The following is an 18,128-nucleotide window of genomic DNA, read 5'->3' as shown; positions in this document are numbered from 1 at the left end:
AATGGAGATAAGCAGAGAAGTATCAAAACTTCAATATTCCCTTATCAGAGCTCTCAATGAGGAATCAAGGAAATATTCAGATGCAGTAGATCTGACAATAGGAGAGCCAGATATTCCTTCCCCAAAAGAACTGATAACAGAGGCATTGCAGTATGGAACAGAACATCAGCTGCGATATCCTCCTACTGGGGGTGGAGAAAAAATCAGACTGTTAGTAGCTGATTACTATAATAGAAAATATGGTTCCAGCTATATACCTGATAATGTGATAATAAATGTAGGAGCATCAGAAGCTTTGTCTTCATGTTTGAGGACAATATTGAATCCAGAAGAGGAAGTAATGATACCAGCACCTTTTTATCCGGGATACCCCCCAATGATAAATCTGTGCTATGCCAAAACTATTTTTATGGATATAACAAAAACAGATTTTAAAATAACAGCAGAACTGTTGGAAGAAAATTATTCTGATAAAGCAAAAGCTATCCTTTTGAGCAACCCATGTAACCCCACTGGAAATGTGCTGACTCTTGAAGAGATGAATATAGTGGTAGATTTTGTAGAGAAGAGAGATATTTTTCTCATAGCTGATGAGATATATAGTGAGCTTGCATTTTATAATTTTCATTCTTTCAGCTCTTTTGACAGAATAAAAGATAAGCTCATTGTAATAAATGGATTTTCAAAATCTCATTCAATGACAGGATGGAGAATAGGGTATACTATTTTTCCACTTGAATATAGAAGAAATTTTTTAAATACTACATTGTATACTTTAAGCTCTCCAATGGCTCTGTCTATTGTAGCAGGAGAAGTTGCATTGGAAAAGTTTGAAGATAGAAGTGAGCTTATGAATATCTATAAAGAAAGAGCTCTGTATATGAAAAATGCTCTGACAGAGCTGGGATTTAATGTAGTTGAACCTAAAGGAGCTTTCTACATATTTGCAGAGTATTCAGCAGTTTCAGAGTTAAATTCTTTTGACTTTGCAATGGATATGCTGAAAAAGGTGCAGGTGGCAGTAGTTCCTGGGATATCTTTTGGGACAGAAAAATATTTTAGAATATCACTTACAGTGGATATACCTAAATTAGAGAAGGCTGTGAAAAGAATAAGAAAATATGTAGAGGAAAATAGAAATAATAGTGAGATCAGTTTTGAAATATAAGCTGGTCTTTTTTTATTTGTAAAATTTTTAAAGTATATATTTTGATGAAATATAATATATATTTTTGAAAGAGAGTATAAAAAAATTAATTATAATATTAAACTAAGAAAAATTGATAAAAATAAAAAGAAAATTGTAAGAGAAAATATAGAGAAAATGACACTATTTAATAATTTTTAAATATGACTAAATAAATGGGAGCTGGATATAGAAAAAATAAGAAATTGAAATATAGAAAAACAAATAAAGTATGATGCAATATATAAAAAATTAATAATTGACATGTAGAAAAAGAAAAAAATTACACAAGAGAAGAGAAAAGGAAAGATGTCTAAAAGAGAGAGGTAAAAAAATGACTTCTTAAAAAATGGGAAGTTATGAGGTGTAAATGTTCGCATTATTACAATAATGAGAACTTTTTCTCTTCCAAAACTCAATAAAATCGTTCTAAGATTTCTTAAAAATGTCAAATTATAGGTTTTTTTAGTATTGACAATATTCTATTTTAGTAGTATTATTTCACTATACCAATCTATAATTCTAAAAAGTTTCACGAATAAATTTTTTGAAAAAAATTTCTACAGGACGCCTTTTTGTAATAATGCGAACTTTTTTAAATTAGTTGAAAATAATAATTTTTACAAAAATTGAAAATTGATATTTAATTTTGAAAGCTGGAAAAAATATAGAAATCAAAATTTAGAAAATATTAGAAATAAAAGAGATAAGGATTAATAAATATAAGTAAAAATCTAATTTTTATAAATAAAACTATTAAATGTATATTTTGAATAAAAAATATTACAAAATATATAAAATAGATAAATTTAAAATATAAAATAAATAATTCGGATAAAAATATAAAAAAAAACATCTTAAAATAAAAGTCAAGGAGCAAGGGGAAAGTGAAAAGACAGAGTTCAAAGATTTTAATGATAGTATTACAATTCATATTCTATTTTTTAATAAATAAAATATTTAAAGTTCCAGATAGAATTATGTACAACACTTTCTTTATCTATCTTGCATTAAATCTTACTAAGAATATGTATTCCTTTAAAACTATACTTATATGGGAAGAACTGAAAAAACAACTTTTTGTTCATACAGAATATCTCATAATAATGCTGATAAATGATGCAGCATTCTGGGGAAGCAAGTATATACCAGTTCATCTGATAGTGGGAATAACATTTACTTTCTTTAACTTAATTATAATAAAAATTATAAGAAATATATTTAGAAAATCATTGGAAAAAAGGCTTCTTATTATAGGAGTAGGAAATACAGCTAGAGAATTAACTCATGTAATAAAAGAAAATAATTTTACAATGTACAACTTACTGGGATATATATCAGCTAATTCTTTAGAGGGAGTTAATCAAAGTATAAAAGTAGAAGAAGAAAAGATACTGGGGAACTGCTGTGATATTGAGAGAGTAATAGAAGAAAATAAAATAAATGAAGTAATAATAGCTCTCCCGCTAGCAGATAATAAACAGATGTCAGAGATAATAAATAGATTGGATGGAAAAGTAAATAAGATAAAATTTACACCAGAGTTAAATGGAACATATACTTTTAACGCAACTATAGAAGACTATGATGGAATAATGCTTGTATCTTCATACAATGGAATGAATAGAAGAACTAATAAGTTTTTAAAAAGAAGCTTTGATATAGCGACAGGAACAGTAGGGTGCATAGTTTTAGGAATGCTCTATTTAATATATGCTCCAAAGATAAAAAAGGATGGTGGAAAAGCAATATTTTTCCATACAAGGATAGGGCAATATCTAAAGACTTTTAAGATGTATAAGTTTAGGACTATGTATGCTGATGCAGAGAAAAGATTGGAAGAGATGCTATCTAAAGATAAAAAACTAAAAGAGGAGTTCTATAAGAACTTTAAGTTAAAAGATGATCCAAGAATAACAGAGGTAGGAAAGTTTTTAAGAAAGACATCATTAGATGAGTTTCCACAATTTATAAATGTAATAAGAGGAGAAATGTCATTTGTAGGTCCAAGACCAGTAGTACAAAAAGAAGTAGATTTATATTATGGGGAAGAAAATAGCAAAAAGATATTTGGAGTAAAACCAGGAATAACAGGAATGTGGCAGGCAAATGGAAGGTCAGATGTTGAGAACTATGATGAAAGAATAGCGCTGGATCTTTACTATATAAGAAACTGGTCATTGTGGCTGGACATAATAATAACAGTGAAAACAATAAAGAATGTTGTTGGGAAAAAGGGGGCATATTGATGGAGAAAACAAAAGTATCAGTTTTGATGTCAATATACTCTAAAGAAAAAGCTGAGTATTTTAGAAAAAGTTTGAATAGTATATTGGAGCAAACTTATTTGCCAGATGAAATAGTTTTGGTAAAAGATGGGCCTTTAACAGAGGAATTAGAACAAGTAATAAAAGAGTATAAAAATAAGATAAACATGAAAACAGTTCCTTTAGAAAAAAATAAAGGATTAGGACTAGCATTAAGAGAAGGAGTACTAAATTGTTCAAATGAAATAATAATAAGAATGGATACAGATGATATTATGCATCCTAAGAAAATATTTGAACAAGTAAAAATTTTTACTGAAAAAAAAGATTTAATCTTAGTTGGAACTAATGGATATGATTTTGATAAAGATAAAAATGATATTATCTCAGAAAGAATTTTACCTGAAAAGAATGAAGAAATTTTAAAATTTTCAAAAAGAAGATGTCCATTTATACATGCAGGAATAGGTTTTAAAAAAAGTTATGTAATAAAAGTAGGAAATTATCATGATTGTTTTTGGTTTGAAGATTATGATTTATTTTTAAGAATGTTGAAGTTAGGCAAAGGATATAATATTCAAGAAAATTTACTTTACATAAGGAGTAATTTGGATGTTTATGACAGAAGAGGAGGGATTTCATATATCAAAAATGAAATAAAAGCTTTAACAAAGTTTTATAAAGAAGGATATATGAATACTTATTATTATCTAACAAATATTGTAATTAGATCAGGGGTAAGAATTTGTGGAAATAGGCTAAGAAAAATAATTTATAAAAACTTTCTAAGAAAAGAGTTAAAAAAGAGGTGAAAATGAAAGAAATTTTATTTATAACGAATAGATTAAAAAAAGATAATAAAAGTGGAGGTTATTTAGGATCTAAAAGAAATTTAGAAAATATAGTAACTATTTTTGGAAAAGAAAAAGTTGATATCTATGATGTTATATCTAAAAATATTTTTTCAAGAATTGTGAGTATAACTTTTTTTAATAGATTAGAATCCAGTTCATTAATTATAGAAAATAAAATAATTAAGAAAATAGAAATAGAAAATTATAATATTATTTTTTTAGATAATAGTGGATTTGGTTATTTAGCAGAAAAAATTAAAAAAAAATTTCCTGAAAAGAAAATAATAATATTTTGCCATGATATTAATTATTGCTTTTTCTCTTCTATACTTATTGAATATAAAAAAGATAAATTTAATTTAAAAAGCTTTTTTAGAATATTAAAAGCTAAAAAAGAAATCTTTAATGCAAAAATAAATGAAAATAAATCTTTTAAAAATTCAGATAAGATTATAACTCTTAATAGCAGAGATACAAAATTATTAGAAAAAGAGTATGGGTATAAATCTAATGCAGAGATAGAAGTAACTTTACCTATACCTAAAATAGAAAAAGAATTAAAGAAATTATTTAATTCAGTAGAATTTAATTTACTTTTTGTGGGAACAGCAAGTTTAAAACCTAATTTAAATGGAGTAGAATTTTTTATAAAAAATGTTTTAGAAGGAGTAGAAGCAGATTTATATATTGTAGGCAAGGGAATGGAAAAATATAAAGAAAAATTTGAAAAATTAAATAAAAAAGTAAAAGTTATTGGAACAGTTGAAAATTTAGATAATTACTATTTAGATGCTGATGCAGTAATAGCTCCTATTTTTGCTGGAGGAGGGATGAAAGTAAAAACTGGAGAAGCGCTATCTTATGGAAAAACTATCTTTGGAACTATAGAATCCTTTCAAGGTTATGAAATGGATTATGACAAAGTTGGCGGTATTTGTAATTCTTCAAAAGAATTTATAGAAAAAATAAATAATTATATAAAATATTGGAAAAATAATGGAATGCCTAAAATAAATAAATATACAAATGAAATTTTTATAGAAAAATATAGCTATAATTCTTCAATAAAAAAATTTAAAAAATTATTTGAAGAACTAGAAGTGAAAGGAAATACAAATGATAATACGATCTAAAGCACCTTTAAGATTAGGACTTGCTGGAGGAGGAACAGATGTATCTCCATATTGTGATGAATATGGAGGAGTTGTGCTTAATGTTACAGTAGATATGTATGCCTATTGTACTATTGAGCCTACTGCTGATAATAGGATAATTTTTAATTCAACTGATAGACATGAAATATTTGAAGGAGAGAGTAAGGATTATTTAGAAATAGATAATAATCTTTTGCTTCATAAAGGAGTCTATAATAAAATCGTTAAAAGGTACAATGATGGGAAACCATTATCTTTTAAAATGACAACTTATTCAGATGCTCCAGCAGGTTCAGGTTTAGGCTCTTCTTCAACAATGGTAGTAGCTATAATAAAAGCATATATGGAATGGTTAAATTTACCATTAGGGGAATATGATATAGCTAATTTGGCATATGAGATAGAAAGAATAGATTTGAATTTAAGTGGAGGGAAACAAGACCAATTTTCTGCTACATTTGGTGGATTTAACTTTATGGAATTTTATTCAGAAAATAGAGTGATAGTAAATCCATTAAGATTGAAAAAATGGATAAAAAATGAGATAGAAAGTTCACTTATTCTATATTATACAGGAACTTCAAGAGAATCTGCAAAAATAATTGATGAGCAAATCAAAAATGTAAAAGAAAAGTCTGAAAAAAGTTTAGAAGGAATGCATGAATTAAAGGAATCAGCCATTGAGATGAAAAATGCAATTTTAAGAGGTGACTTCAAAAGGTTTGCTGAGTGTCTAAAAAATGGATGGATATCTAAAAAGAAAATGTCAAATGCAATTTCTAATAATTTTATAAATGAAACTTATGATTTTATAATGAATAATGGTGGAAAAGCAGCTAAAGTATCAGGAGCAGGTGGAGGGGGTTTTATGATGATACTTTGTGATCCAAAAGAAAGATATGCTCTAATAGAAAAATTAAGAAGAAAAGAAGGGAAAGTTATATTGGCACAATTTTCAGAAAAAGGGGCACAGGCTTGGACTTTATATGAATAAGAGGTGTATAAAATTGAAAAAATCTACAAATATATTAATAGAGAATTTAATTATAAGATTTCCTAAATTATCTAATTGTAAGGTAGAAATAGAGAATTCAATATTAGAGATAGTAAATTGCTATAAAAATAAAGGGAAATTGCTAATTTGTGGCAACGGTGGAAGTGCTTCAGATTCTTTACATATAGTAGGAGAACTCATGAAAAGCTTTGTTCTTCCAAGAAAATTAGAAAATAAATATATAGATAAAATTAAAAATACATTTCCACAAGAAGCAGAATATTTTATAAATAACTTACAGAGCTCATTACCTGCAATAGCTTTGGTAAGTGAAATTTCATTGATAACAGCTTATAGCAATGATAATAATTCTGAACTTGTTTTTGCTCAACAGGTATTAGGTTATGGGAATGAAGGAGATATATTAATAGCTATAAGTACATCAGGAAATTCAAAAAATGTTATTTATGCTTCGCAAATATCTAAAATTAAAGGGATGAAAATAATTTCGTTGACAGGAAAGTTTGGTGGAAAATTAAAAGATATATCAGATATAAATATAAATGTTGAAGAAGAGGAAACATATATTATTCAAGAATATCATTTGCCGATTTACCATACTCTATGTTTAGGAGTAGAAAATGAAATGTTTGGGGAGGAATAAAAATTGGAAGCTATAGTACTAGCTGGAGGTTTTGGAACAAGATTAAAAGAAGTGGTATCAGATGTTCCTAAACCGATGGCTCCAGTAAATGGAAAGCCTTTCTTAGAATATTTAATAAAAGATTTAGGAGAAAAAGGAATAAGACATATTATTTTAGCGGTTGGTTATAAAAAGAAAATAATAAAAGAATATTTTAAAAATAGATATGAAAGTATTGAAATAACATATTCAGAAGAATTAACTCCTCTAGGAACAGGAGGAGCTATAAAAAAAGCTTTAAAGTTAGCTAAAGAAGAAGATGTTTTTATAGTTAATGGAGATACTTTCTTTGATATTGATTTAAAAAGAATGAAAGAATTTCACACTGAAAATAAAAGTATCTTAACAGTTACAGTAAAAGAAATGGAAAATTTTGATAGATATGGCTCTTTAATAATAAAAGGAAATAAAATAATAGAATTTGAAGAAAAAAAGAAGAAAGCTAAAGGAAAAATAAATGGAGGAATATATCTAATAAAAAAAGATTTATTGAATAGAGTGGAGAAAGAAAATTTTTCATTTGAAAAAGAGGTATTAGAAGATAAAAAAATAGAAAAGTATTCGTATGAAAGTAAGGGATACTTTATAGATATAGGAGTACCTGAAGATTACTTTTTATTTAAAGAAAAACAAAAAAGTCCTGAAATTAGTATAATAATACCAATATATAATAGAGAAAAACATTTAGAGAAGTGTATTAGAAGTGTAATAGAACAAGACTTTGAAAATATAGAAATAATATGTGTTAATGATGGTTCTGAAGATAAGAGTTTAGAAATATTAGAAAGTCTTCAAAAAGAAGATGAAAGAATAGTTATAGTAAATAAAAAAAATGGAGGCTCAAGTAGTGCTAGAAATGCTGCTTTAAAAATAGCTAGAGGGAAATATTGCTTAAATATAGATAGTGATGATTGGATAGAACAGGGGTACTTTAAAGCAATATATGAAAGAGCAGAAAAGGATAATCTAGACATAACTATTTCAGATATAAAAATTGATTATTTAAATAAAAATAAAACTGAATATAGAAAAGATTTAAATATTAATGAAAATGATGTAATAAGTAATATAACTTATTTAAAAAAATTTTATACACAAAATTTTTTAGGATACACTGTAAATAAATTAATAAAGAGAGAATTGTACTTTAAAAATAAAATTATTTATAATGAAGAAATTTTTTTATTAGAAGATGTTGAAGTAGTGGGAAGATTAGGATATTTTGCTGAAAAAATAGGAAAAATAAATAAAGCTTTTTACCATTATATAATAGGAAAAAATAATGGTTCATTTAATAATATAAAATTAAAACATTTAACAGATACAATTAATTGTTTTAAAAATTTGGAAAACTTTTATACAAAAAATAATGAAGAGAAGATTAGAAATCTAGTTTCCAGAAAGAAAAATTTAAGGCTAATAGGAATGTTGCTAGGAGAAAAATTTTATAAAAATTCTAATTTTGATAAATATTTAAAAGAATATTTGAAAGAGATAAAAAAAAATAATTTTATATTCAACAGGTATGATGAAGTATTGAAAGATGAAGAATGGAAAAAAATAATTTTATTTAATATTATTAAGCTCTTTCCAAAAAAATTTCTTATAAAATTTTTAAATAAAATTGTTAGTAATATAAAGAGGAAAAAGAGATGGTAAAAAAAAAATTAAATGAAATAAATTGTGGTTTTTTATTGCTAATAATATTCTTTAATTTTTATATGTTTAGTATTTATTTATGGGAAGAATATAGAATGATAAAACTAATTAGCATAGTAATTTTATTATTTTTTTCTTTAATACCTTTTTTTATAGATGAAAAAATTAAGAAAAAAGATTTAAAAATAATAATTTTTTTAATTATCTTTATATTGATTTTACCCAAATTTTATATTTCTTTTTATATAATAATTATTTCTAAGTTTATAAAAAATAATAAAAGATTAAAATTTTTATTATTTTTATCAGTATTTTTCTATTTGTTGACATTACTATTGAACAAACTTGGATATTTAGAAACAAATAATCTCAAATCAGCAATAAGGTACTTTGAAGATTTTAAAGTCTTTAGATATACTTTAGGATTTGTTCATCCTAATACAGCTATGTCATTACTATTACCAATATTTTTCTTATTATATTATTTATATTATGATAAAGTAAAGATTTTAATTTCTATATTTATTTTTCTTATTGGAAAAATAGTATTTAATTATACTTATTCAAGAACAACATTTTTATTGATATTATTATTTATTTTTCTTATTTTAGTAGATGAAAAATATATAGAAAAATTAAAAAGAATATTTTTATTAGAGGGAGGAATAATTATATTTTTTACATTTTTTCTTCCATATTATTTTAGAAATACGTTTTTGAATAAACTTTTTAGTGGAAGACTTATTTTATTTTACAATTATTTAACTAAATCTCAAATAACGATTTTTGGAAATAAGGAAATTATAGAATGTTATAAAATATATCCTTTAGACAATGTTTATTTAAGAACATTATTTGAAAATGGAATAATAGGTTTTATCTCATTAAATATTTTAATTTTTTATGTAATGAAAATACTATTTAGAAATAAAGATTATAAAGCAGTTAAGATCTTTTCGATAGTATTAATTTTTGGTTTTATGGAAAGCACAGCATTATTTTATTACTTTAATATAATTTATTTTATAATACCTGATTATATTTTCACTGAAAAAGAATAGGAGTTAAAAATGAAAATTATTAAGAAATTTATGATTTTATTAGATAAATTTATTCCAAAGAGTAATATTATTATCTTTAATAGTTTTATAGAATTAACAGATAATAGTTTTGCTATCTATAAGTACTTGAAAGAAAAACTTCCAGCTTATAAATATATCTGGATAACTGAAAATAAAAGTATAAATTCAAATAAGAGAGAAAATAGTAGAACAAAAATTTATCCTAAAATAAGCTTGGCAGGAATATATTATTTTTTAAGATCAAAATATATTTTTACAACTCATGGATTATATTCTAATTTTTCTTCAAATAAGAATAGAAAAATAATAAATTTATGGCATGGAATGCCTCTAAAACCAATAGGAAATCTAGATAAACGTACCAATAAAACGATTGAAACAAAATATGATATGATAATTGCTACATCTGAATTATTTCAATGTTTTATGGCAAAAGCATTTAATATTGATATAAATAAAGTTATAATAACAGGACAACCAAGAAATGATTTGCTTTATGAGGAGACAGATTTTTTTTGTAAAATTAACTTAAAGAAAGAAAAGTTTAAAAAAATATTAATGTGGATGCCTACATTTAGAAAATCTATAGTTGATTCTGAGAGTAGTTGGGCTAAAGATGGTAAGTATGTGGAAAACTATATTTCAATATTACCTTTTAGTAAATTAAGTAATTTGAATAAATTATTAGAAAAAAAACAGTTTCTATTAATATTAAAACTACATCCATTTGATATCTTACAAGAAGAAAAATTTAAAGAATTTACTAATATTATTATTCTAAAAAATGAGGATTTAGAAAATATAGATGAACACTTATATCCTTTACTAGGAACAACAGATGCATTGATTACAGATTATTCATCTGTTTGGATTGATTATGAAATTTTGAATAAACCAATATTTTTTGCTATTCATGATTATGAAGAATATAAAAATACAAGAGGGTTATTATTCGAAGACTTTATAAATATTTCTCCATATCCAGTAATTGATACTTATGAAAAATTTATAGGATTTTTAGAAAATTATGAAAATATTGATATGAACAATAGAGAATTTACAAATAAATATAATAAATATAAAGATAATAAATCTTGTGAAAGAATAATTAAATATTTAAGATTGGATAAGAAATGAAATCAAAACTTTTAGAAAATTATGTATATAATGTAGGAATTGTTTTTACTTCAATATTATTTCCAGTATTATTTTTTCCATATTCATCAAGGATTTTAACACCAGTCTATTATGGAAAATATACTTTTGCATTATCTATAATTTCATATTTTGTAACTATTGCTAATTTAGGAATACCCATATATGGAATTAGAGAATTATCGAGAAGCAAAGTTAATGGAGAAAATCAATTCAAAAAAAATTTTACAGAAATAATAATAATTTCAATTATTTCAAGTTTTATAAGTAGTATTATTTTTTTTATAACAATAATATATTTTGATAAATTGAAAAAAGAGTATGTTTTATTTTTAATTCTGGGAATGTCTATTATATTTTCTTTTTCAACATTGGATTATTTTTTTATAACTATAGAAAATCATAAAAGAAGAACAATAAGATTATTAATAGTAAGAATTATATCAATGATATTTTTATTTTCATTAGTTAAAAAACCAGAAGATTATTTAAAGTTTGCTTTGATTATGGCTTTACCTGAAATAATTGCTAAAATAATAGATTTTATTTCAGTAAGAAAATATTTACTATTTGATATAAAAAATTTAACTTTAAAAAAACATATTAAACCATTGATAGTAATTTTTTTCTATGTAATATCTACTAATATTTATCTAAATATAGATTCAACTATGATAGGAATAATGAAGGGGGATAAAGAAGTAGGATATTATAATGTAGCAGTAAAAATGACTAAAATAATTATTCCATTGATTACTTCATTAGGACTTGTTCTTGCTCCTAGGATGATAGAGAAAATAAAAAATAAAGAAAAAGAATCTTTGATAAAAGACATGGATTTATATTTAAATTTTATATTTTTTATTTCAATACCTACGGTATGTGTATTGTTTATTTTATCAAACAATATAGTTTTAATTTTTTCAGGGAAAAAATATTTAGAATCAATATTACCAATGCAAATAATGTTACCAATAATAATATTTATTCCAATAAGTGGATTTAGTGCTGGTCAAATTTTAATTCCATATGATAAAGAAAGTATAGTTTTTAAAGTTTCATTAATAGGATTAGGCAGTAATTTTTTATTAAATTTTTTATTGATACCAAAATATGGAATATTAGGAGCAGGAACAGCAACTCTAATAACAGAATTTTTAGTATGTATATTTAGATTTTATAAAGTAAAAAAGATCTTTAAAGAATATAACATGTTTACTAAAGAAAGGAGTATATATATAATAACATCATTATTATCTTTTATTATATGCATTTTTTTAAAATACTTTAGTAAAATTTTAGACATATACCTTGAATTTTTATTTATTTTAGTAGTTTTTGGAGTTATATATATGAGTGTTTTACTAATGTTTAGAGAATATTTTATTAGTTTAGGAGTAAAGAAAATAAAGATATTATTAACTAGGAGAAATTAAAATGAAAAAAGTAATAACATATGGAACTTTTGATTTATTACATCAGGGACATATTAACTTATTAAAAAGAGCAAAAGAATATGGAGATTATTTAATAGTAGGGGTAACAACAGATTCTTATGATAAAACTAGAGGGAAATTAAATGTTAATGATTCAATAATTAATAGAATAGAAAATATAAAAAAAACTGGTTATGTTGATGAAATAATAATTGAAGAATATGAAGGACAAAAGGTTGAAGATATTCAAAAATATAATATAGATACTTTTATTATAGGGTCAGATTGGAAAGGTAAATTTGATTATTTGAAGGAATTTTGTGAAGTAGTTTATTTAGAAAGAACAAAGGGAATATCCAGTACTCAAATTAGAGAAGATAAAAATAAAATTCTAAAAATTGGAATTATAGGAGCTGGAAGAATAGCAAGGAGATTTGTAACAGAATCTAAATATGTTAGTGGAGTTAATGTAGAAGGTGTAATGAGCAGAAATATAGAGAATTCAAAAAAATTTGCAGAAAAATTTGAATTAGAATTTTATACAAATAACTTTGAAGAATTTATAGAAAAAGTAGATGCAGTATATATAGCGACTCCTCATAATACTCATTATTATTACATAAAAAGATCTTTAGAAAATAAAAAGCATGTTCTTTGTGAAAAACCAATCACATTATCATCAAAAGAAACTAATGAATTATATGAGATAACTAAAGAATATAAATTAGTATTATTGGAAGCAATAAAAACAGCATTTTGTCCAGGATTTGAAAAATTGATAAGTATTGCTAAATCAGGAATAATAGGAGAAATTAAGGATGTGGAAGCTTGTTTTACGAAATTAGTAGAAGGGGAGATAAGAGAACTTAGCTGTAAAGAATCTGGAGGAAGTGTGACAGAGCTAGCCTCCTATCCACTTTTAGCAATAGTAAAGCTATTAGGTAAGCCAGAAAATGTAAAATTTTATTCCTATATTGATAAAGAGAAAAAAATAGATTTATATACTAAAATTTTGTTAAGATATCAAAATGGAGTAACTCCAGTAGCAAAAGTTGGATTAGGAGTGAAATCAGAAGGAGAGTTAATTATTTCAGGAACAAAAGGATATATATATGCTCCTTCTCCTTGGTGGAAAACAGAATATTTTGAATTAAGATTTGAAAATTTTAGTAAGAATAGAAAATATTTTTATTCTTTTCAAGGAGAAGGCTTAAGGTATGAAATAGCAGAGTTTTTAACTATGATAAATCAAAATAGACAAGAAACATATAAACTAAAAATTTCTGAAATTAAAATAATAAATGAAATAATAAATAAATTTTTAAGAAAAAATTTTAAAAATAAAGAGTAGTATTTTTTTGATGAGGAGAGAAAAATGACAGAAAAAGAGTTTTTAACCTTATACAAAGAAAGAAGGAATCTAAAAAGCATAAGAGAGGCAAAAGAAAGATTAGATTCTTTCTGGAAAGCTCTTTTTGATGTTTTAGAAGAAGAAGAAAAAGTAATAATAAAAGACTGGGGAATATTTGAGAAAAGGGAAGTAAAACCCAGAAAGATATTAAATTTAGCAACAAGAGAAATGATGGTGACAGAAGAAAAGAAAGTTATTAAATTTAGACCCAGAATGAAAATGATAGATAAAGTAAATGAGCTCAATACTCTAATGGAGGAAGAATATGAACACTAGAGAATTTGTATCATATTACAAGAAATTGAGAAAAGAACAGGATGAAATAGTAGAATATGAAGAGGCAAGAGAGGAAATAGAAGAGATATTTAATCTTATAGCAGAAGTAATAGCTATGGATGAAGAGGTAAAATTTAGAAATAGAGGAATATTTTCACTTTTAAAAAGAAAAAAGAGAAGAATAGGCAGTCCAACCTCAAAAGAAGTAAGAGAAATAGTTCCTAAAAAAACAATAAAATTTGTACAATCAAAAATATTAGAAATAAACTAAAAAAATCCCTTCTGTATATTATTACAGAGGGATTTTCTAATTGAAAATACTATTTTCTTATTAATCTATTATCAGTTGTGAGATTAGTTACACCATTTTTCTTTATATTTTCTATAACTATTTCAGAAAGAGCAGGATAATTAGCAATTGTTTTGGCATTAATAAACATATTATATTCATCTCCACCTACAGCAATATAGTCATCACTGGCTACTTTATATGTCTTATTTAAATCAAGAGAAGTTCCATCTTTCAGTGTTATTTTCTCTACTCTCTTACCAGCTGGTTTTTTAGGATTGAAAGTAACTACAGCTCCAGAGAATTGAGGGAATCTTCCATCAGTTTCAGGATATTTACTGAATCCATTCTCAAACATATCCCATACCTGTTTTCCAGTGAGTTCTTTTACTATAACATAGTTTCCAAAAGGAAGAACACTTATGATATTTCCAACTGTTATATCTCCTGCACCAATAGAGCTTCTTATACTTCCCCCACTTGTTATAGCTATGTCAGCTTCGCTTTTCTCAAGGATAGCATCAGCAACAAGGTTCCCAAGATTAGTTTCACTTGTTCTTACCAGTTCTCTGCTTGCTTCTAATAATACAGGTGTCTTTCCAATTACTTCTGATATTATTTTCTCCTGTCTCTCTTTTATATCATATATTAGTGAAGCTATTTTTGCATCATCTTTAGCTACAAATTTTTCGTTTAACTCCATTTTTACAGATAAATCTTTTCCGTTCTCTACTTCAGCTTTAGATAAAAGAACAGGATAAATAGCCTTTTCTCCATACGCAAGTTCATCAAAATCTATTTTTACAATGCCAAGATTTTTATCATATTCACCTGTCTGTACTATAGTTACACCATTGACTACAGTTTTATCTTTTAAAGCTGTATGACTATGTCCATCAACAATGAGGTTTATAGCAGGGACAGCTTCCGCCAGACCTATACTCTGCCATTCATGTTTTGTAGCAGGATCATCTCCCAGATGAGTGACAGCAATAATAAATTGAACACCTTTTCCTTTAAGTTCTTCAGTTATTTTCTTAGCAGTGTCTATTGGGCCACTGAAAGTCAAATCTTTAACAATTTGAGGATTAGCTTTATACATAGTTTCAGGAGTAATCAGACCAAATATTCCAACTTTTACACCACGAATTTTCTTTATTATATATTTTTCACCAATAGGTTTTCCATTTTTATTCAATACATTAGATGTAAGGAATTTAAAATCTGCCAAATTTTCTAATTTATACAATTGTTCCATTCCATAATTAAAGTCATGATTTCCCAGAGTCATGGCATTAAGTTTCATTTCGTTTGAGAGTTTTATCATAGATTCACCTTTTTCAAGTGTTGCAAAGGTAGTTCCATGAGTATTATCTCCAGCATCAAGATAAAGAACATTTTCCTGTCCTAAAACTTTTCTGTACTCATTGATTATAGAGGCAACTTTAGGATACCCCATTCCATTATAATTTCCCTCTTCAGCTCTTCCATGTACATCATTCAGATGAATGACAACAAGTTCATATTTCCCATCTGGATTAGATTGAAGGCTGCTGCATCCAGCTAAGAGAAAAGTACCAGCAATAAAGGAAATTGCTAACTTTTTTATATTCATATTTCACTCCCCAAAATTTATTATTATTTATTAAAAAACTCTTTCCATTGATCAGCTTTGAAACCAATCAAAACTCCATCCTCAGTTACAACTAAAGGTCTTTTTACAAGCATACCATTAGTAGCTAGTATTTTTATCATTTCATCATCAGTAGCTGAAGCAGTTTTTTCTTTTAGGTTCATTTCTCTGTAAAGCATACCACTTGTATTAAAGAATTTTTTTACAGGAAGTCCACTTAGTTTTATATATTTTTTTAATTCATCTTCTTTTGGATTATCCTCTACAATATGTCTGCTTGTAAATTTAATATTATTTTCTTCAAGCCATTTTCTAGCATTGATACAAGTGCTGCATTTAGGGTAATTAATAAATAGTACTGACATAAATATCCTCCTTAAAAATTTGTTTTTATTTACTACGACTATTATACAACAAATTTTAATATTTATATACAGATATTCTCTAAAGAAATGAAGAGAAAATAGTAAAAATTATATATGAATTTTATACTAAAAAAATAGTCTGTTAATATTATTATATTGACATAGAATAAAAATGTTGATATAATTTTTGTTAGTACACTTATTAACCATTAAGTCTAAAATTTAAACTTGAAGATAGGAATTTAAAGGCTTGATATATTGAAGTAAAGATATATAATTTTTAGGAGGAAGAAATGTATAAAAAGAAGGATGTTATATTGACAGGATTTGCCTTATTTGCAATGCTGTTTGGAGCAGGGAATCTAATATTTCCACCAGTTGTAGGATTTACTAATGGAGATAATTGGATAGTTTCAGCTATAGGATTTATATTGACAGGAGCTGGATTTCCACTTTTAGCAATAATAGCAGCAGCAGTGGCAGGAAAAGATCTTGATAGTTTTGCTACAAGGGTTTCTCCTTTGTTTAGTAAGGTTTTCAATATAGCACTTATTTTATCTATTGGACCTCTTTTAGCTTTACCTAGAACAGGAGCTACAGCTTTTGAAATGATGGTTCCTCAAAATATAGAGAATTTTCAAATGTATAAATTTGGATTTTTAACAGTATTCTTTGCAATAACTATTATGTTTTCATTAAAGTCAAGTAAGGTTGTAGATAGAGTAGGAGCAATTCTTACTCCAATACTTTTAGTAGTATTGGCAATAATAATATTCAAAGGAGTATTTTCTCCACTGGGGGATCCAAAAGTAATGGGAACATCAACACCATTTAAATATGGATTTCTTAATGGATATCAGACAATGGATACTCTTGCAGCAATAGTATTTTCAGAAATTATATTAAAATCAATAAGAAAAGGAAGAAATCTAGGTGCTAAAGCAGAGTTTTCATTTCTGATAAAAGCAAGTTTCATAGCTATTGGGGGACTTACAATAGTATATGGAGGGTTGGTATATATTGGTGGAACAGCAACAGGAGTATTAGCACAGGGAATTGGAAGTACAGAACTTCTTTCTACTGTAGTGACTCTTCTTTTAGGAAAAATAGGAAAAGTCGTACTTGGAATATGTGTAGCAGGAGCTTGTCTGACTACAGCTATTGGACTTACTGCAACAGTAGCAGATTATTTCAGCGGACTTCTGAAAATAGCATATGAAAAGTTAGCAATAATAACAGTAATAATCAGTTTTATTTTTGCAAGCTTTGGAGTAGATGTTATAGTTAAGCTGGCAGTACCTGTATTGGTATTTATTTATCCAATATCTATTGCTCTTATATTCTTAAACTTTATGAAAAATATGATAAAGAATGATAATGTGTATGTAGGAACTGTTGTGGGAACTGGAATAGTAAGTGCTTATGAAGCTATGCAGGCTATGGGAATAAATATTGAATTATTTAATACTATTTATTCAAAACTTCCTTTAGAAAGTTTTGGTCTGTCTTGGGTACTTCCAGGAATATTAGGTGGAGTAATATTTAGTTTTTTCAAAAAACATTGATATTTTTTTATAAAAAATGTTACAATTTAATAACTAAAAATAAATAAGTATGCCTTAAAGCAGGTGGAAAAGATAAATATTCCTTTTAAGGCATACTAT

15 protein-coding genes are annotated in these 18,128 nt (G+C 25.5%); 13 read left to right on the top strand and 2 right to left on the bottom strand.

Annotated elements, in window-relative coordinates; all coding sequences use genetic code 11:
• Position 1 precedes the first annotated feature (1 nt).
• The 12 genes from C4N20_RS04130 to C4N20_RS04070 all read left to right on the top strand — a co-directional run bounded on the left by C4N20_RS04130 (position 2) and on the right by C4N20_RS04070 (position 14,448).
• Positions 2-1,168, top strand: coding sequence for a pyridoxal phosphate-dependent aminotransferase (locus tag C4N20_RS04130; RefSeq protein ID WP_005980589.1), 1,167 nt, complete (start codon positions 2-4; stop codon positions 1,166-1,168).
• 905 nt (positions 1,169-2,073) lie between these two features.
• Positions 2,074-3,435: a sugar transferase gene (locus C4N20_RS04125; RefSeq protein ID WP_005980591.1), complete on the top strand. Its 1,362-nt coding sequence runs from the start codon at positions 2,074-2,076 to the stop codon at positions 3,433-3,435.
• Positions 3,435-4,265 (top strand): glycosyltransferase, encoded by an 831-nt coding sequence (locus C4N20_RS04120; protein WP_005980593.1) that lies wholly within the window; start codon positions 3,435-3,437, stop codon positions 4,263-4,265. The genes C4N20_RS04125 and C4N20_RS04120 overlap by 1 nt, the downstream gene beginning before the upstream one ends.
• A 2-nt stretch (positions 4,266-4,267) precedes the next feature.
• Positions 4,268-5,440 carry a glycosyltransferase family 4 protein gene (locus tag C4N20_RS04115; RefSeq protein ID WP_005980594.1) on the top strand — a complete coding sequence of 391 codons (1,173 nt, stop codon included), beginning with the start codon at positions 4,268-4,270 and terminating at the stop codon, positions 5,438-5,440.
• Positions 5,424-6,455, top strand: coding sequence for a GHMP family kinase ATP-binding protein (locus tag C4N20_RS04110; RefSeq protein ID WP_005980596.1), 1,032 nt, complete (start codon positions 5,424-5,426; stop codon positions 6,453-6,455). The genes C4N20_RS04115 and C4N20_RS04110 overlap by 17 nt, the downstream gene beginning before the upstream one ends.
• A 13-nt stretch (positions 6,456-6,468) precedes the next feature.
• The gene (locus tag C4N20_RS04105; protein ID WP_005980597.1) at positions 6,469-7,119 is read left to right on the top strand and encodes a D-sedoheptulose-7-phosphate isomerase; all 651 of its coding nucleotides are present in this window, start codon (positions 6,469-6,471) and stop codon (positions 7,117-7,119) included.
• A gap of 3 nt (positions 7,120-7,122) precedes the next feature.
• Positions 7,123-8,817 carry a glycosyltransferase gene (locus tag C4N20_RS04100; RefSeq protein WP_005980599.1) on the top strand — a complete coding sequence of 565 codons (1,695 nt, stop codon included), beginning with the start codon at positions 7,123-7,125 and terminating at the stop codon, positions 8,815-8,817.
• A 1,070-nt stretch (positions 8,818-9,887) separates the two neighbouring features.
• Positions 9,888-11,036 carry a CDP-glycerol glycerophosphotransferase family protein gene (locus C4N20_RS04090; RefSeq protein WP_005980602.1) on the top strand — a complete coding sequence of 383 codons (1,149 nt, stop codon included), beginning with the start codon at positions 9,888-9,890 and terminating at the stop codon, positions 11,034-11,036.
• A complete protein-coding gene (locus C4N20_RS04085; RefSeq protein WP_005980604.1) occupies positions 11,033-12,490 on the top strand; it encodes a flippase in 1,458 nt (485 codons plus the stop codon). The genes C4N20_RS04090 and C4N20_RS04085 overlap by 4 nt, the downstream gene beginning before the upstream one ends.
• A gap of 1 nt (position 12,491) precedes the next feature.
• Entirely contained in the window at positions 12,492-13,841 is a 1,350-nt protein-coding gene (locus C4N20_RS04080) for a Gfo/Idh/MocA family oxidoreductase (RefSeq protein ID WP_005980606.1), read from the top strand.
• 24 nt (positions 13,842-13,865) lie between these two features.
• Complete coding sequence (locus tag C4N20_RS04075) at positions 13,866-14,177, top strand: HU family DNA-binding protein (RefSeq protein WP_005980608.1); 312 nt, start codon at positions 13,866-13,868, stop codon at positions 14,175-14,177.
• Positions 14,167-14,448 (top strand): HU family DNA-binding protein, encoded by a 282-nt coding sequence (locus tag C4N20_RS04070; protein ID WP_005980610.1) that lies wholly within the window; start codon positions 14,167-14,169, stop codon positions 14,446-14,448. The genes C4N20_RS04075 and C4N20_RS04070 overlap by 11 nt, the downstream gene beginning before the upstream one ends.
• A gap of 49 nt (positions 14,449-14,497) precedes the next feature.
• Here the strand turns inward: C4N20_RS04070 and C4N20_RS04065 are convergent, their stop codons facing one another.
• Together C4N20_RS04065 and C4N20_RS04060 are read right to left on the bottom strand one after the other, a co-directional pair.
• Positions 14,498-16,081, bottom strand: a complete 1,584-nt coding sequence (locus C4N20_RS04065) for a bifunctional metallophosphatase/5'-nucleotidase (protein WP_005980612.1) — start codon at positions 16,079-16,081, stop codon at positions 14,498-14,500.
• A gap of 23 nt (positions 16,082-16,104) precedes the next feature.
• Positions 16,105-16,464 carry an arsenate reductase family protein gene (locus C4N20_RS04060; protein WP_005980614.1) on the bottom strand — a complete coding sequence of 120 codons (360 nt, stop codon included), beginning with the start codon at positions 16,462-16,464 and terminating at the stop codon, positions 16,105-16,107.
• Positions 16,465-16,757: 293 nt separating this feature from the next.
• Between C4N20_RS04060 and brnQ the strand changes: the two genes are divergently transcribed.
• Complete coding sequence (gene brnQ, locus C4N20_RS04055; RefSeq protein ID WP_005980616.1) at positions 16,758-18,029, top strand: branched-chain amino acid transport system II carrier protein; 1,272 nt, start codon at positions 16,758-16,760, stop codon at positions 18,027-18,029.
• Positions 18,030-18,128 lie beyond the last annotated feature (99 nt).

Origin of the sequence: Fusobacterium ulcerans, from assembly GCF_003019675.1 — a bacterium.
Classification (GTDB): Bacteria; Fusobacteriota; Fusobacteriia; order Fusobacteriales; family Fusobacteriaceae; genus Fusobacterium_A; species Fusobacterium_A ulcerans.
The sequence above is the reverse complement of the archived record's forward strand: the minus strand, read 5'-3'. Positions and strand labels throughout refer to the sequence as shown.

What these genes read in the sequence shown, in the direction of transcription:
- C4N20_RS04085 (WP_005980604.1), top strand. Translation starts at nt 11,033, where the DNA reads ATGAAATCAAAACTTTTAGAAAATTATGTATATAATGTAGGAATTGTT.
- C4N20_RS04115 (WP_005980594.1), top strand. Translation starts at nt 4,268, where the DNA reads ATGAAAGAAATTTTATTTATAACGAATAGATTAAAAAAAGATAATAAA.
- C4N20_RS04120 (WP_005980593.1), top strand. Translation starts at nt 3,435, where the DNA reads ATGGAGAAAACAAAAGTATCAGTTTTGATGTCAATATACTCTAAAGAA.
- brnQ (WP_005980616.1), top strand. Translation starts at nt 16,758, where the DNA reads ATGTATAAAAAGAAGGATGTTATATTGACAGGATTTGCCTTATTTGCA.
- C4N20_RS04060 (WP_005980614.1), bottom strand. Translation starts at nt 16,464, where the DNA reads ATGTCAGTACTATTTATTAATTACCCTAAATGCAGCACTTGTATCAAT.
- C4N20_RS04070 (WP_005980610.1), top strand. Translation starts at nt 14,167, where the DNA reads ATGAACACTAGAGAATTTGTATCATATTACAAGAAATTGAGAAAAGAA.
- C4N20_RS04110 (WP_005980596.1), top strand. Translation starts at nt 5,424, where the DNA reads ATGATAATACGATCTAAAGCACCTTTAAGATTAGGACTTGCTGGAGGA.
- C4N20_RS04075 (WP_005980608.1), top strand. Translation starts at nt 13,866, where the DNA reads ATGACAGAAAAAGAGTTTTTAACCTTATACAAAGAAAGAAGGAATCTA.
- C4N20_RS04130 (WP_005980589.1), top strand. Translation starts at nt 2, where the DNA reads ATGGAGATAAGCAGAGAAGTATCAAAACTTCAATATTCCCTTATCAGA.
- C4N20_RS04090 (WP_005980602.1), top strand. Translation starts at nt 9,888, where the DNA reads ATGAAAATTATTAAGAAATTTATGATTTTATTAGATAAATTTATTCCA.
- C4N20_RS04080 (WP_005980606.1), top strand. Translation starts at nt 12,492, where the DNA reads ATGAAAAAAGTAATAACATATGGAACTTTTGATTTATTACATCAGGGA.
- C4N20_RS04065 (WP_005980612.1), bottom strand. Translation starts at nt 16,081, where the DNA reads ATGAATATAAAAAAGTTAGCAATTTCCTTTATTGCTGGTACTTTTCTC.